We start from the raw sequence: 16,100 nt of genomic DNA, 5'->3' as shown, positions 1-16,100 counted from the left end.
GTCTAAGGTTCCGCAGAACCCACAGCATGACCGAGTGCCTACAGTGATAAAGGTACAGTAGGCATTACCTATAGGATAAACCGTTTACATAGTTTTTTCCTATATAATATCAACACCTATACTAGCTTTAGCTCGAGTTACGTTCCTGCTTCCTGTTCACGACTGCCGTAATAGTAGTAGTACTGAGCGTCGGCTTTCGATCGCTTCATATTATTAAGCACTACACCGAGCAATCTTGCATTGACATGTTCTAAGCCTTCTTTAACCCGCAGTGCGGACTGTCGCTTTACCTTACCGGAGTTAATTACCAATAACACTCCATCGCACTTCGATGCGACGATTTGAGAATCAGTAACTGCCAAAGAAGGTGGAGTATCTATAATGACAATGTCATATTGTGATTTGAGCTCCCCTAACAACTCGGTAAACCGGGTTGATGCCAACATTTCTGATGGGTTCGGTGGGATCGGCCCTGATGGGATGACATATAGGTTCTCGATATGGGTCTCCTGCGCCATCGTGTCAATGCCCTTCTGTTGCGCAATGATGCTGGTTAACCCGCCGCGGTTATGTTTTTGAAAGATGTAGTGAAGTGTCGGCTTCCGAAGATCCGCATCGACGAGAACAACCTTCTTATTTGCTTGCGCGAACGCCACTGCTAGGTTGACCGCCGTAGTGGTTTTACCCTCTTCCGGCTGGGCCGAAGTAATCATGATGGTTCGCAACGGCTCCCCTAAGGAAGAAAATTCAATATTGGTTCGTAATGTTCTGTATGCCTCCGAAATCGGTGACCTCGGGTTCGCATCCATAATGATCGGACGGTCGTTATTTCGCCGTTGTCGTCGCATAAGGGACCTCCCCTACCTTTTGTTTCACGCTTTTTTCATTCCGCGGAGCGAAATCCTTGTCCTGAATGACCGAAATGACGGCGTAAGTTGGTACGCCTAGGACGTTCGAGATATCGGCCTCCGTCTTGATCGTGTCGTCCAAATATTCGAGCAGAAAAGCGATACCCACCGACAACATCAGCGCTAAAATAAAACTGACCATAATATTTAAGACAGGATTTGGTTCTACAGGAGAAGGATCCTCTACCATTTTGGCCGTACTAAGAATCTGTACATTGTCAACGTTGTAAATCTGCGGAACAGCCTGTTGGAACACTGTGGCAATTGCATTGACAATTTTCACAGCTTGCTCGTATGAGCCATCCTTTACCGATAACGTCATTACCTGCGTATTGTTAACGGAGCTTACTTGAACCTTGTTGATTAATTGCCCGGCTGTAAGATTCAGCTCCGGGTATTGCTCCACTACTTTATCCATTACGGCATCGGTCTTAATAATTTCCTTATAAGTGTCGATGAGTTTAATATTTACATTTACTTCATTCAGATCGATTTGCTTCAGAATCCCGTCATTTTCCCTCGAGTGATTGACGATCAACTTCGTGGAAGCCTGGTACACCGGTTCTAAAAAGTAGTAGCTCACGATAGCCGTAGTCGTGCAAGCGAAAATAATGCACGTAGCAATCAGCCATAGCCACTTTTTTAATATTCTTCCATACTCTTTTAGCTCCATAGATGAATCCATAAGTTCCCTCCAAGCCTCCCTAATGGGTGTCCTCCTCCCGAAGGAGGAGGATATAACTATGTTCTTTACCTGCTCTGCCAAATGCGGTACATCATGACGGCTGCTTGTGCTCTCGTTGCGTAGTCATTCGGCTGGAACGCTCCACCAGGAACGCCCTGCATGAACCCTTCGCGAACCATGACTGCGATGCCCTCTTCAAGGCCCGGGAGCACCTGATCTGCATCCGTAAATTTAGATACGTAAGCTGCAGCATCGCTTACAGACGGTGCTTCGCCCGCCGCAACCAAGGCGCGTGCCGCCATCGCCGCCATTTCGGCGCGCGAGACCGGAGCATTCGGATCGAAGATGCTGGCCGATCGGCCTTGGATCACGCCTGCTTTCGCGGCTGCTGCTACGTAGGAATGGAACCAATCCGACGTGCTCACATCGCTGAACGACTCCGTCGCCTCCGCGTCGCCCAGTTGGAACAGATCGACGAGCACCTTCGCGAATTCGGCCCGCGTAATGTTCGCGTTCGGGTCGAACTTACTTCCGGGGCGACCTTCGAAGATCCCTTGCGCCGCCGTTACGTCGATCGCCCGACCTGCCCAGGCGCTCACGGATGCGACATCGTCGAATTCAACCTTATTCTCGATCACGACATACGTGGAGAGCGTATCCCTCTCGACTTCAACAAGATTGCCGTCTTCATCGTAATAACTCGTAAACACCTGGAGCCCGTTATTCACGACTTTAGCTACGACCAATCGCTCTACATCGAGACCGTTAATGTTCGTCGCCGGCAAACGCAGCGTAACCGGGTGTTCAAAGCTCTCCAATTGCTCCCCGTTCTCGAACAATTCAAGCTCGTAAACGTCGGAACCGATTGGGAACGACGTCGCACTGGTCACGGCGTTAGGCGCGAGACGGCGTAGTTGAACCGTGACGTCATCGGTTACCGGCTCGTCAGCATGAATGGTGACATTCATCCCGTTGAAGATGCCGCCGATTCTGTCGATTCCTACCGTTCTTGCTTCCTGAATCAACCCTATTGGGATGACCATCTCGAAGTTGTCACCTGTCCCGAAATCCAAGGAGAATTCGATCTCGGCAGGCTGTGCGCTCGGATCGGCGGAAAGCAGCAAAGCGTTCAGTTCGTCCGCCTGCGCTTTTACCTTGGCCATGTGCTTCTTGATTTCCGTAATGTCTGCATTCGTCAGGTTTAAGGTTTTCGTTCCATTCTGTTCCCGCACGAACGCCTTAACATCCACAACCGCTAATTTCTTAAGCTCTCTCTCGACAAGACGTTTCGCATCGATTTGAGCCTCTCTGATTTGCTCCGGCGTCGCGCCTGCCGGGATCGCTCCGATAATGTTGGAAATCCTCGTTCTGATGTTGGTGATTCCCGCATCAAAATTCGAATGCAGTGGCGGCAGCGGCAAGAAGCTGCCGGGACTTCCGCTCGGTGGAGGATTGCTGGTTACCGCCGTAAGCTCCAATTCGCCTTCGTACAGCATCTTTACAATAAAGAGCGTCTTCGCTTCAATCGTGACTTTCGCGGTCGTTACCGTACTTGCAAGCACGAATGCTTTCCGATTGGCGTCGTAGGTTACATTCGACCCGCTCTTCACCGTCCACGTCAGCACGTCGTTCGGAATTTCTTTGTCCAGCACCGTCAGCTTTGGCGTAACAACTCGCCCGTCCGTACTCACCTGCTTAGAGAATACGGTTTGCGAGCGGAGATAACCCATAGCCAAGGCATCTCTCGCCTTCTGGTCCGGGTCTACGATCGCGCCCATTGCGTTTTTGACTTGAATGAGCTCCGCCCCTGTGATTCCGAGGTTTGTAAACACTTTGCTGAACATCAAACTGTTGTTGTTCAGAGCAGCTTCCAAACACGCATCGATGACTCCGGAGACGCCGCCCCTCGAAACCAAAAGCTCCGCGATTCTCGCCGGCGAGGAGAATTGGTTTTTCGCCTCGTTCACAACAGCCACGTAAAATTCGGTGAAATCCCCAAAGTCAATTTCCTGCAGACCGCCTGTCACGCCACCCAACTTAGCGAGTTGATCGATTAAGGGGCGATGCTTCAACCACATTTGTTCTAGAGTAAGGTCATTGGATACATAGAAGAAGTGAAAGTCCTTGATCAGCGCTAACAGATTTTCCTTTTTGACCAGGGGATAGTCTTTCGCATCGACTGTGGCCAGCTTGGCTTCGATCCCATCCCAGATCGGGTTCAGCAGCGTTACGTCATTCAAGTTCGTCAATGCCGCACGCGTATTCCCAACGGCCGTTCTTTCGTCAGACGTCATTTTGCTTTTAATTGCATCGAATACATCCAACACAGCTTGTGCTTCCGGCGGCAACGCCGCACTAGCGACGCCCCCCTTCACTTCAACCGGCAACACAGGAAAAACGGCCAGCGCGTTATATGGAATCTGTACGACTGTCCCCGACAACAACCCCGCGGCTACTGTTGCTGCAAGCAATTTCGTCCTTTTCCTCGTCACATAATCCACTCCATTTCTATTATTTTCTTCCAAATAACAAACTGCTAAAGAACCGCCTTGCAGGGCGTATCGGTTCCAAGCTGTCAATTACCCTTCCCTCGACCAAATGCTCGGCATTCGTTATGTAATATTCGCAGTACTCATTCCCAAGTCGTTTCCGAATCGCGTCGTAGGCCTCTAGGAGCCGGAAGCCTCTCCTTCCGCAATCATGCGCGTCTGATGCTATGAAGTGAATTAAATTACGTTCACATAACTGCCAACTGAAAGTTTCTATGCCCTTACCGGCGGATCCTAGGATGCTCCTCGCAGTAAGTTGGCATAATGCCCCTCGCTCTACAAGCTCTAACAAACGGTCGGGCTGTCTAAGGAACGCGCGATTTCGTTCGGGATGCGCAATCACCGCGGTCATGCCTCGGAGCTGCAGCTCGTAAATCAGATCATCCAGTTTGTCGGGTATTTGTTCCGAAGGCAACTCAAGCAAAAGATAGGGGCTTTGAGTTATAGGAATCGCTTTGCCTTCCTGCAGCTCCTCCATTAGCGAGCCGAATACCCGGATCTCTTGGCCAGGCAGTACCTGTAGCGGAATCTCTTCCGCGGCCAGGATATCCTTCAATTGCTTAACGGAACGATGCACAATCGGCCCCTCGTTCCAATGAATGCCATCCATGTAATGGGGAGTCGCAACAACGGTAGCAATCCCATGACGGACTGCCTGCCTTGCCATCGCGGTCGCATCCTCTAAGGTCTGGGCCCCGTCGTCCAAACACGGGAGAATGTGGCAGTGGATGTCGATCATGAGCCATTTCTCCTTGTCGAAACAGGGATTTAGGAAGTGCAAATCTTGTCCAGTTGCTCTATAATAAACATGTTAGAGGTCAACCTTATGCACTGCCTCCCTTCGGAGTTTATAATTCTCGTACCATTCTGTGTGAGATCGATAGCTGTCCAAGGCTTTCCGGCGGATGGTTTGTACTACCTTCTCTTGATCGTTCTGTTTGGAGATTGCTCGTAATGGGGTTAAGTGGTATATCCGATCCTTCATCGGGTAATGATGGGAGTTGTCGGATGACACACCGTTGATATGTACCGCAATGGTGACGCGGAGACGACGCCTAGGATCGGACTTGTTCATGCTTCACCTCGCGGTTGTAGTTTTCGTGTCACAATTTGATACCTTTTGTATCCTATTGCTCTATGACCTTAATTTATGATACGGATGGTATCATGTCAAGCAAATTATTTTTTTGTTTTTGTCGTTTTTTCGCGATGACGCATACATTCCTTTTTCCTGCTACTTAGGAGGGTCCTATGAAAACCTGTGGACAACGAATTTCGGAACTTCGGGAGAGCCAGAAGTTAACCCAAGGTGAATTATCCAGCCGTCTAGGAATCACAAGGGCCTCTCTATCCCATTATGAAACAGGAAGAAGAGTGCCCGATTATGAGACAATCAAGAAAATCGCGGATTTTTTTCGCGTCTCTGTCGATTATTTGATCGGTCGGACGGAGGACTCGGAGCCTACCGTTAACGAAAACGTTAAAATCTTCGAAGAAAGCTTAGAGTTATCGGATGAAACGATCCTGGAACGGTTTACTTTGACGGTAGACGGGAGGGAGTTGACGCCCGAGGAAGCCAAACGCTTCATCGCCTTCGTGAGAGCGGAACGATCGATCAGATAAGGTTCACCAGGCTGCCTTTGTTGAGGCAGCTTTTTCATTTACCCTACCCTATTCCTATTTCCATCACAGTAAATATGCCGGACTTTCCTCCATACATGCATGTTTAGTACGATTCCTCTTATAAAATTTTTCGACAAGCGCTTACATGAATTGACTGATACATTACGTATCTTCTATAGTGTAGGTAACTGTTGTTTGGGGAGGTTTCGGTATGCCGTATTATTATTTTTCTTCCGTTTGGACGCCGTTGTCCCTGATCGGCATTAAGCTGTACAAAGACAATGAAGGCCGACTTTGGGTGAAAGTTTGGGGCTTTGATCGAAAACCTTTAAAGCATATCTTCAAGCGAAACATTCATGCTGCATGAGAGCATGTTCAAAAGCAATTCCCCCCGTTATCAGCCTTCATAAAAATTTTAAACCGAGCATCATTGTTCACTTGGACGTCACCCTACCATTGAGACTGAGACCGCAACTGATGAATGATCCAACCTTACCATTTTTATTTATTACGTTTAAAATTTTATGCGTAATAATTAAATAAAATAAAACTTATTGCGATCATATTTATACCATCATGAACATCTAAGCGGAAACAGGATCCCATATACGACCTCGCTACTCTCCTCCAGAAGCTTTGGGCAGCGCTCCAGAGTATACATCGTATACACGATATCCATAATGCACTATGGTGGGCTGATCGCACCGTAAGCTGTGGAGCGCAAATTATCGAGTCTGCGAGCAGGCACGCATCCCGAATGGTAGTTTACTGTCGACTATTTGTGCACCGATTGGCACGTATGCGTCCCACCTCTTAACACGAAAAGCCGCCCCATTATTGATTGGAGGCGGCCAGATACGCTTGCTTACGCACTTTAGAGTATCGTGTCTTTCTATATTTACGGATGGAAATAACGGTAACAACGACAACATTGCCTGACTCACTAAAATCCAGAACGACAGCGCCGAATCCCACCATCCACTTCCCGCGCATCGGAGGTATGTCCAGAATCGCCCTCACGACAACGGCCTGATTAATCTTCTCTTCTTTGCACCGTTTCCTAGCATACTCAGAAAAAATTACCGCCATTAAGACCACCTCATTGGATGACGAACTATCCTCCCCATCGTTCTTTGATACTACTCGTAACATTACTTCGCGGTTTTTGCATAAACAACCCTTAAGTACTATTTTTTCAGAATATTATAATTCTTTATTGTAATTTGGTAAGCGCTTACATACAATTGCTATATATGCTTAAGGAGGCGATGACTATGCAACAGCACTCCGGAAACTTTGCAGTCGGATTTCTGTTCGGGTCCGTATTCAGTGCCCTTCTTTGGATTTCCTTCGTAGGCTGGATTCAGATCATTATTACGCTCGCAAACCGGTGATGGTTTTGCGCTGACCTTTACTGAATAAACCGAAGAAAAATCAGCTTTTATTACTGACTTTCGAGGAAATGCGCACCCACGTTTCTAACGTTTCTCTTGGTGCAACATGCAGCAGTTCTTCCTGGATTCATTGAACGCATTTGTCAACTCCATCCAAGGCTCAACACAAATAAATGGCTTCTCCGCTTCTGACCAGAGCACAATATTATTTAAGATTGTCACGTCCCTTCCGATGCCTTCAATCGTGAACAGTACGTAGTTCTGCTTGCCTCCAAGGGTAACCAAAGACTCTTTGCATGACAGATTAAAGGACCTTGGGTTGGCTTCGTCCCCCGATCATTGTAATCTAGGCATGCAGAAGCGTCTGTCTTTAGCGTGAGCACCTTGTTCGAGGCACGGAAATACGGATGGAACCCCGTCGGACAAATTAGCGTACTCTTGATAAATCGCCAAACCTTGACCATTCAAGACGTAGGTGAAACGAAGCGCGAAATCGAACGGAAACGACCGGATTCTGCATCGCTGCGCAATGCCAAAGTAATCGAGACGCCCCCCTCTTGTCCCTAGACATACTTCGGGCAACGCCGTGATTTCTCATCTCGTACGTTGCCCGTCCCACTCGTATCGGCCCCCTGCTAACTGTCCGCAAATCGAAACAAAATCGGGATGCGCCGTGCATATTCGCCTTCAAATCCAAAAATGATCCTCGTTTAATAGAAAGTTCCTCGCCCTGCAGCCCCAAACTAACGACGGTACCTCCGCGCTCCGGCGCAACCTTCAGCCATGAATTTGTGTCGGGGCTCCCGAAGCTCGTAAATCTTATAATCTCCTAACCAAGAGTGCAATACCCGTCGTTCCACACAGTACCCCTTCATCCAATCATCAAATGGCTGGCGATATATAGTCAGCACCCAAACCAGCAACGCCCACAAGGGACACTAACGCCACTCCCCACAAGCAACCTTTTTTATAACACAATACGCCCTTTTTCCATTCCACAGCCTCCGATAATGTATTTATCATCATTATCGGTAGGTTCAAGCAAACTAAAACATCGATGTAAGAAGAATTCGGGGCGAACGCAAGAAAAAAGGACCCTTCGGTGGTCGTAACCCCGTCAAGTAGACAGTAAGAAAAGAGTACATTAAGCGGCGATCGTTTCCCGGTATTCCACTGGGGAGCGGTCGCCGAGTTTTTTCTGAAAACGTTCGTAGTTATATTAGACGATATACTCAGCAATATGCTGCTGGGTCTCGGAGAAGGTCTTCGGCCTTTCTAAGTGCAGCTTTTCCGTTTTAAGGTGTGAGAAAAGCGATTCGATACATGCGTTGTCAAAGCAATTTCCGCGCCTCGAGTGGCTGCCTACTAGCTTTAGTTCACCCGATAGATTGGCGTAGCTCTTAGTTGTGTATTGAAACCCCTGATCGGAATGCAGAATAGCTCCAGGAGCCTTTAATTCCTTGATAGTATCCAGGACGAGTTGGAGGTCATTTCGAACAATCTCGTTGTTATGCAGGTCCATGACAACGGACAGATACGTAAAGTCGTATCCGGTACGTACATAAGTGATGTTCGTCATGTATTTCTCCATGGCCGCGCTGGCTTCAAAATTTCGATTTAAGTCGTTATCGAATACGACGGACGGTTTGCGACCGGCGAAAGGACGCTTCTTCCGTATGACAGAACGTATCCCCAGTTCACGCATTAACCTGCGGATCTTTTTGTGATTAACGATGAGACCCTCTTTGCGCAAGGCGGTACGCATGCGGTAGTAGCCGAAATAGGGCCGTAATCGAAGACGTACTGCTTCTTTCTTAATTTCCTCGCTATATTGGGTAAACATATTGGGTAAACTTTTGCCCCTTCTTTGGCGGCATAGAAAAAATCCCCTCCGGTCAACAGTGTATTATCCATGATACCACGGACTCTTTTTTCACTGTCTACCATGAGGGGATAATACCATCGTTTCCTATCGATAGGTCCTTGCCTTTAGTTATATTATTATACCTCATCTGCGTTACTAAAGGGCCTTACGAAGCTTCTGCGGTTTTATACACAAGGGGACAGGATGCCGATACTTCTATATAGACTGCCCGATCCCCGTAAGTATTACAGACCGTGCACAATCCAAGCGGAATGTCTTTTTGGTAAAATCCCGTTTTCATGACCCGGAATGCATCCGTCACAGGAACCAACTTTTTGCAGCACATACAGTAGATCACGATCATATCCCTCCCAACTCACAAGATTAAAGCGCTTTATCAGTTATAGCGATAATAATATGATACGAATCGTATACTGTCAAGCGGTTTTTGTCGAAAATGCCGGAATGCAGGCGATTTTCGTTGTCGAAGAGACTGTATATTCGCCACATGCAAAGGCACCCGGGACTACTAGCAAGTCGAGATCACTCAACAAATTGCAAGTCGTGTTTCGATGTATCATCATTTAGTGACGACCACTTGAAAAGGATGTAATTTGGGGTTTACTAGGGTCTAATAAAATGATACATTTCGTATTAATTGGAAGAGGCGTAAACTAAGGAGTGGGAGAATGCAGAATAAGCTTGAGTTTATTGATTCTTTACGAGGTTTTGCAATACTAATAGTAATAATGATCCATGTAGCCCAAAATGTTCCGGATTTTCCCTATTTCCCACTTAGAGGTGTAACGCTTTTTTATTTGGTTAGCGCCTTTACATTGTTTCTTTCCCTTTACAGGAGGGAGGGTAAAGGTGAATCATTAAGTAGTTTTTATTTAAGGCGATTTTTTAGGATTGCGCCGTTATACTACCTCGCGCTAATTGTTTATCTGTTAGTAAATGGTCTTGGACCGCGTTACTGGTTAGGTGACCAGGAAAATGTTACCCTACTCAATATTCTTTCCCATATTACATTTATAAATGGGTTTAATCCGTACTGGATCAACAGCATAATAGGAGTAGAATGGTCGATAGCAATTGAAATGACCTTTTACGCTTTCGTACCGTTGTTGTATGCAAAAATAAAAAATGTAAGGCAGTCGATAATTTTTGTAATCCTCTCAATGATTGTTTGCTATGGACTAGGGACGATACTTTCTAAGTTCAGCCCGATTGGAAGTGAACAACTTTGGAAAAACTACTTGTATTTATGGCTACCGAACCAACTCCCTGTTTTCGCTTTGGGAATCTTATTATTCTTCTTATGGAAAAGGGATAACGAGAATAAGACACCAACGAAGACTCAACGGATACTTATTTTTTCGTTGGTTGCTTTCGTCAGTCTCGTCCTGGCATATCTTGGGAATAAGACGACAATTGTTGCTGTAACGTTCTTAGTTTTTTCATATGTTTTATCAAAACGAAAACTCATCCTTTTCGTGAACAAATTTTGGTCAAGTATCGGGAAGATTAGCTACAGTATGTATTTAGTTCATTTTTTGGTCATCGAACAAATCGTCGCTTTAGGGGTCGGAAATCAAATGGAAGTGCATTTGAGATTCATCCTTTTATATACATTAACCATTGCGATTACTGTAGCCATATCAATGGTTACATATCGTTACGTTGAACAGCCCAGCATTGACTGGAGTAGGAAAATCGGGCACAAATATCAAAGGAAGACAAAAGTATTACCGGGGGATAGTGTAGCAAAAGCATAAATATAGAGTTGATCGTTTCCTTATAAAAAACAGAGATCCTGATTTCTACAAAACTCAGCGGATTTATTTATATTTTTCTGGAGACAACGATTTTTAAAGTTCCTTATACTCACGAGCTCGAAGAGTTCGAAGAGTTCGACTGACCAATCTAATTGTAAGGACCGTGTCATTGAAAGTAAGAATCGCTTGCGGATCAAGCGTTTTACCAAAAGATCAGGAATATTGCACCCTGTTCAACTTAGCCGTATTGGATACCATGGGAGCATATTATTGGGAAAGTAAAAAACAGAAGCTGCGTGGCGAGCAGACCTTAGAGGGGAGCGTCAACAATGGCGTCTTCCTTTTTGCGTTGCCGGTGGCGATTCGTCGGAGAAACTGGGGTTTTATTTTGATGAATACCCTGCAGCCAAGGTAAGGAAGGGTCGTTCCGACGCACGGAGCCGGCGGTGGCGCTGTAACGCGGTTGCTCGATCCCTTCAGGAACGCACTTCTCGTTCACGTGGTGGAACGTCGCTACAAAGGAGGAACGAGAAGGACCGCGACTACCAGCACTTACGCGAATACGGATTCGAATTGGACGCATTTCGATGGGAAGCTGATCCTGACGAACTGCACGGACAACGTGAAGCAGTGGAGCGGATCGGTACTGTCCAATCTTTCCGCGGGTGCACCGATCGGCAAATACATCGCATTAAGTACGTCGCGCGGTTACATCGCGCACAGAGATGAGATTTCCGTTCTGTTAATTCCAGGCGAAGAAATATTGGATAAACTCAGAGAACAGTGGAACGTGCCGTATCTGTGAGAGTAGCGATTTCGAGTATCATATCTTGTCCGACTAATACCATCCTTAACAATTCCCTAGCCCTCGGCTGATCTGATTGAACAGCAAGAATTTGAATTTCTTTAGCAGAGTCGCCTACTGTGTGGGGGACTTTGCGGCGGCCATCGCCATGATTCCCAAGGTTTGTCGTGTACGACGCCCCCAGACGAGGGGGATGTCGAACGGATGGCCGTAAGTCGTTTCACGGATCTCGGGGACTTAAACTGCCATTTTCGGCGGTGGTGCGACGAGCAAATTTGCCGCATCCACGGCATGACCGGCGAACGACCCATTGATCGCTTGAGTTTGTAAGCCATGACGGTGTACGTTTCAGTGTTCTGTGGCGGTTTTGCGGGCGGAAGTAAAGGTACGGGCAGTGAACGTTCGTAAAGTTCTACTACGAAAAGAAACTCATTGCCCGGCACGGAAGCAATACCGATCACAGACATTGGTGTGTGCGAGAAGCAATATACTTATCTCAGCACAGCTCAAGGATACGCCTATCCAAAGCCTCAAGGCATTCAGATCCAGCGACTTATGTCACCGTCGGGATATAATTGACCCACCATCGCCGAAAGAAAATGCCCCCCCTGTAGAATACATCTCTCTGAAAATACCGACCAAAGTAGCTTCAGAGGGGAGGCATATGCTAAGGAGTGGGACAGTGATTAGATTACACGAACTGCACCGCTTACTTCAATAATCCCACGTCGTAAACATCTGCGGGAACAGCTACCGGCTCAAGGAAAAACTAAAAACCGGAATCTATTCAACACCAGGCGCACAGGTGGGTCAAAGCCCGGCGCTAGTGGGTCAAATTAATTCCGGTGTTGACACTTTTCGAGGTGGGCGCATGATAGAGCTCGAACAAGCCCGCCAGTTAGAAGGAACTCGGTTTGGAACAAGTTAGGTGATCCCATTCTAGCAACAGCTGTTCTCGGCCGTTTAGCATTCCTATGTCGTTAACGTCCACGGAAACAGCTGCCGACTCATGAAAAAACTAAAACCGATTTAATTTCGACACCCTAGCAGTGTGTCAAATTGATCCTGGGGCTAGTGTGTTGAAATTAACTCCAGCGTTGACACCCTTCAGATGTCGCCAATGGTTCTTTTTACATTTCCAGGGTTATGTTGAAATCACTGCCGAGGGATTCTTTCACTTCAACGAAAAATGTTTCCTAGACTCTTACCTAAGTAACGTAGCCGTTTTTCGTAATTGTAGTTTCGTGCGTGGATGGACTGCCCATTGCTAAAACATTTTGCTGTCTATCAGTTCCAATAACTTATCTTAGTAATTTGGAAATTGCCTCCTAACACCCTCTCTATTTTTACTAAATTCCATCTCGGTTACCGCTGCGAATAACCAAACATACGATGTTGTTGCATAAAACATATCAATAACATTGTATACAGACATAAATGATAGTATTTGAATAACCGAGAGGATTGTAACAAAAGCTATTGTTTTAACGTATTTTACTCTAGCTACGAACATTATCCTTAACATCCTAAACATAATTAATATGTAAGGTATTAAAAACAGTAATAGCCCTAGCATTCCCATGTCTACAAATAACCTTACAAAATCGTTATGCGGTTGCGCCGTACTACCATGTCCATCGAACATAAACATTTGTGACCACCCGAAACCATGTCCAATAAGAGGACTTTCCATCCCTTTTTCCATAAGCATATCTGTAACAAGACTTCTGTTTTTCCCAGTACCATACCCAGAAATTAATCTCAACTGAATCTGCTCCCTAAAAACGTAAGCAATTCCGACACATACCGATGACAGAAATGCAATTAGGAGAAATTTCCTCTCGCGGATTAGTAGGAACAGGATCGTCCCCCCCATGACAGCCCACGCTCCACGGGAGAATCCGATAAAATCCAATAACACAATAAGAACAAGCAAGATTCCATCAAAAAAAGACAGCTTATTATTTTTACGTATTGCATTTATTATGAAAATAAAATCAAACAACATCACCATAAACATTGAAAACGTGTTCCTACTTGGAGTCAACCCCGATGCTCTTGGTACATCACTTGGCGCTGCTTCCCCTAAGGTAACCTGGTAGATTGAAAAAATTAATGTTAGAAACAGTAACAGTCTGAACCACCCGTACATCTTGTTCCAATCAATTTTGTCGTAAAACATTAGCACAGAAACAAACAGCAGAAACGGGGTAGTAATTTTTGTGAAATAAAAAGCATCTTGAAAAGAAGCAGCTTGCACAACAGGAATAATCATAAATATGAGCGAAAAGAGAAAAAACACTGAATAAATTGGGTATTTTATTTCTTTCTTTTCCCTCAGCCCTATCCAAATCATAAATAACCCCATCACGAATAAAAATAGACATTTGACAACGTTATCTAACCAACCGTAAGCTATTCCGTCCACAAAAAACAATAAATACTTAACATATATTGAAGATAAAAAGAACGATACTAAAAAGTACGCATTCGGATTTAATATATAAGGAATAAATGGCAGCGCAACCAGAGCGGCAATGTAAAGGATATTGATTGGTGCCAATGCCCCTATAGCGGTTGATAACAGAATAGCTATTGATGCCACAAATAATAATTTATTAGTTGTGGCCTCTTTTACTCTAACTCCCAAAGAATAGAACAATGAGTTCAATCACAGTTCCCCTCCTAACAATTTTGAAACAAGCATACCATATTTCAAAAGTTATTGATACGAATTGTAACAAAACATCGGATTCGATTGTCTTTTAACTAGTCCTCATCTTCGAAAGGAGTACTGCAAGACTTTACACTGAAAACGGAACTGAGAATTCGATAACAACATAATTTTGATCAAGATAAAGCACGACCACGGGACATGAGGTGCGAAGGTGATTTACATTCTTCCGACTTTGGCAGTTTCCGAGCATTCTGTGGATAACGCACCAAATCTAATTTGGCGTTAAGAAACACCAACTCCGTCGCTGCCGAAGGTACCGAAAGCCACCCGCAAAGGAGCAACCTATTATTACTTGCCTGGCATTCGAAATTGTGAAACCTCCGTCCATTCCTTCTTCAATCATGTCTTGATAACAATTTTATGAGTTTCACAAAAGACCTTGGAAAAACTGCAAATTTGTTGCGCCCCCCAACACGTTGCACGTACCAACAACCACCAATTTTCAAAAAAGCATAAAAACGTCATCGACGAATGACATTACTAAGAAGATGGAATGAATATATCATTCGCTCTGGAGACCATGTCATGCTCGTCGACGACGCTCTATGCTAATAAGATTAACCTTCAACGACCTTGGAAAATAGCTACGAAGATCTTCCGAGGAGAACTCACCAGTTAGTCCAACCCTTTAAAAAAACAACGAAGCGCCTCTTTTTCCGCCCAACCCATAAAATTACTTCAGGAGGCCTGACTAAATAACGTGCGTAAGTTTGGTGAAAAAAGTAGGGAGCCCTCCAAGATTCAGAATACAACGGTCTATCATTAACGAAATTCGTGAATATTAGTAAAGCTTTTTTATAACTGGTCGATTTACCATTGCCGACCTTGGGCCATTGTTACCCCCTGCGACAACAGTTACCTCGTTCGATTGGTATACTGTCCGGCCTTCAGAATCAGTTCCAACAATCACATAAGAATATGTTTCTCCCTCAACGACGAAGTTGTCCATGTAGGTTGCTTCCGTCACAGTAATCGCGTACGAACCTCCGTAAACACTGTCCGATACAGTACTACGGTACAGCGTGTACGTTAACGACGGGTCCAGGGGCGACCAGTTCAAAAGAATGCCTTCCTTTTTAACCTCAGCTGTCAAGTCAGATGATAATGAGTTAACAACTCCTCCTACTTCAACATAATCAATCGCAATAGTCGCCTTCATAGCCGCAGGGTTCTTTATACCTGTCCTCACTATTTTAATTGTATGCACGCCGTCGGAAAGATCCGTTTTTTCAAAAACTACCTGATTATTTCTGCTTACACTACTGTAAAGATCGACGCTCCCTGCTTTCGTTCCGTCAATGTACACATCCATTATCCCGTGATTCGGATGCAGTACAGAACCTATTTTCACGGCAGTCCCTCGGAAGGTGAACGTCATGCTAGCATTTTCAGATTCGGTATAGCGCACATTCCCTCCCGAATGTCCTGCATTGCTGTGGTTCAGCCATCGCCCCTCGTAAACGAATTCCGAGTGATTTTCCTCGTACCACCCAACTTCCGCTACCTCAACAGTTACCATTGCCTCATTCGACGGTTCCGACTCCGCCCCCTTGCCGTCGATCGCCTTCACCACATAGTAGTATGTCGAGCCGTGCATGATTGCCGTATCTAGGTATTCCGTTGTTGTAGATTCTCCCATTTTGGCATATCCCACACCGGAGGCATCGCTGCGATAAATAGCGTAGGTTGAGACTCCTTCTAGTACCGGCTCCCATACAAGTCTTACCTTGCCTTGGTTCATCATTGCATTCAAACCT

9 protein-coding genes and 2 pseudogenes are annotated in these 16,100 nt (G+C 45.7%); 3 read left to right on the top strand and 8 right to left on the bottom strand.

Annotation, left to right across the window (positions count from 1 at the left end; genetic code table 11):
- Nucleotides 1–137: 137 nt before the first annotated feature.
- The 4 genes from VE009_RS08425 to VE009_RS08410 all read right to left on the bottom strand — a co-directional run bounded on the left by VE009_RS08425 (nt 138) and on the right by VE009_RS08410 (nt 4,881).
- Nucleotides 138–848, bottom strand: a complete 711-nt coding sequence (locus tag VE009_RS08425) for a CpsD/CapB family tyrosine-protein kinase (RefSeq protein ID WP_325006945.1) — start codon at nt 846–848, stop codon at nt 138–140.
- Nucleotides 826–1,593: a YveK family protein gene (locus VE009_RS08420; protein WP_325006944.1), complete on the bottom strand. Its 768-nt coding sequence runs from the start codon at nt 1,591–1,593 to the stop codon at nt 826–828. Before VE009_RS08420 ends, VE009_RS08425 begins: the two co-directional genes overlap by 23 nt.
- A gap of 65 nt (nt 1,594–1,658) precedes the next feature.
- Nucleotides 1,659–4,172 carry an S-layer homology domain-containing protein gene (locus VE009_RS08415; protein WP_325006943.1) on the bottom strand — a complete coding sequence of 838 codons (2,514 nt, stop codon included), beginning with the start codon at nt 4,170–4,172 and terminating at the stop codon, nt 1,659–1,661.
- Nucleotides 4,105–4,881: a tyrosine-protein phosphatase gene (locus VE009_RS08410; RefSeq protein ID WP_325006942.1), complete on the bottom strand. Its 777-nt coding sequence runs from the start codon at nt 4,879–4,881 to the stop codon at nt 4,105–4,107. Before VE009_RS08410 ends, VE009_RS08415 begins: the two co-directional genes overlap by 68 nt.
- A 512-nt stretch (nt 4,882–5,393) precedes the next feature.
- On the opposite strand from VE009_RS08410, the gene VE009_RS08405 reads away from it, so the two are divergent.
- Nucleotides 5,394–5,765 (top strand): helix-turn-helix transcriptional regulator, encoded by a 372-nt coding sequence (locus VE009_RS08405; protein WP_325006941.1) that lies wholly within the window; start codon nt 5,394–5,396, stop codon nt 5,763–5,765.
- A gap of 834 nt (nt 5,766–6,599) precedes the next feature.
- On the opposite strand, the gene VE009_RS08400 is transcribed toward VE009_RS08405, so the two are convergent.
- Entirely contained in the window at nt 6,600–6,854 is a 255-nt protein-coding gene (locus tag VE009_RS08400) for a hypothetical protein (protein WP_325006940.1), read from the bottom strand.
- 1,449 nt (nt 6,855–8,303) lie between these two features.
- Nucleotides 8,304–9,059 (bottom strand): annotated as a pseudogene (locus VE009_RS08395) (IS3 family transposase); the annotation flags it as partial.
- A 653-nt stretch (nt 9,060–9,712) separates the two neighbouring features.
- Between VE009_RS08395 and VE009_RS08390 the strand changes: the two are divergent.
- Together VE009_RS08390 and VE009_RS08385 are read left to right on the top strand one after the other, a co-directional pair.
- Complete coding sequence (locus tag VE009_RS08390; protein WP_325006939.1) at nt 9,713–10,801, top strand: acyltransferase; 1,089 nt, start codon at nt 9,713–9,715, stop codon at nt 10,799–10,801.
- 169 nt (nt 10,802–10,970) lie between these two features.
- Nucleotides 10,971–11,216: a hypothetical protein gene (locus tag VE009_RS08385; protein WP_325006938.1), complete on the top strand. Its 246-nt coding sequence runs from the start codon at nt 10,971–10,973 to the stop codon at nt 11,214–11,216.
- Between the two features lie 1,696 nt (nt 11,217–12,912).
- Here VE009_RS08385 and VE009_RS08380 read toward each other — a convergent pair.
- Nucleotides 12,913–14,277 carry an O-antigen ligase family protein gene (locus VE009_RS08380; protein ID WP_325006937.1) on the bottom strand — a complete coding sequence of 455 codons (1,365 nt, stop codon included), beginning with the start codon at nt 14,275–14,277 and terminating at the stop codon, nt 12,913–12,915.
- Nucleotides 14,278–15,124: 847 nt separating this feature from the next.
- A pseudogene (locus tag VE009_RS08375) lies at nt 15,125–16,100 on the bottom strand (hypothetical protein); the annotation flags it as partial.

The sequence above is a fragment of the Paenibacillus sp. genome (assembly GCF_035645195.1).
Taxonomy (GTDB): Bacteria; Bacillota; Bacilli; order Paenibacillales; family YIM-B00363; genus Paenibacillus_AE.
This window is presented reverse-complemented; position numbering and strand designations above follow the sequence as displayed.

Excerpts from the sequence above, each read along its gene's own strand:
- VE009_RS08390 (WP_325006939.1), top strand. The coding sequence starts at position 9,713 with ATGCAGAATAAGCTTGAGTTTATTGATTCTTTACGAGGTTTTGCAATA.
- VE009_RS08400 (WP_325006940.1), bottom strand. The coding sequence starts at position 6,854 with ATGGCGGTAATTTTTTCTGAGTATGCTAGGAAACGGTGCAAAGAAGAG.
- VE009_RS08425 (WP_325006945.1), bottom strand. The coding sequence starts at position 848 with ATGCGACGACAACGGCGAAATAACGACCGTCCGATCATTATGGATGCG.
- VE009_RS08420 (WP_325006944.1), bottom strand. The coding sequence starts at position 1,593 with ATGGATTCATCTATGGAGCTAAAAGAGTATGGAAGAATATTAAAAAAG.
- VE009_RS08405 (WP_325006941.1), top strand. The coding sequence starts at position 5,394 with ATGAAAACCTGTGGACAACGAATTTCGGAACTTCGGGAGAGCCAGAAG.
- VE009_RS08410 (WP_325006942.1), bottom strand. The coding sequence starts at position 4,881 with ATGATCGACATCCACTGCCACATTCTCCCGTGTTTGGACGACGGGGCC.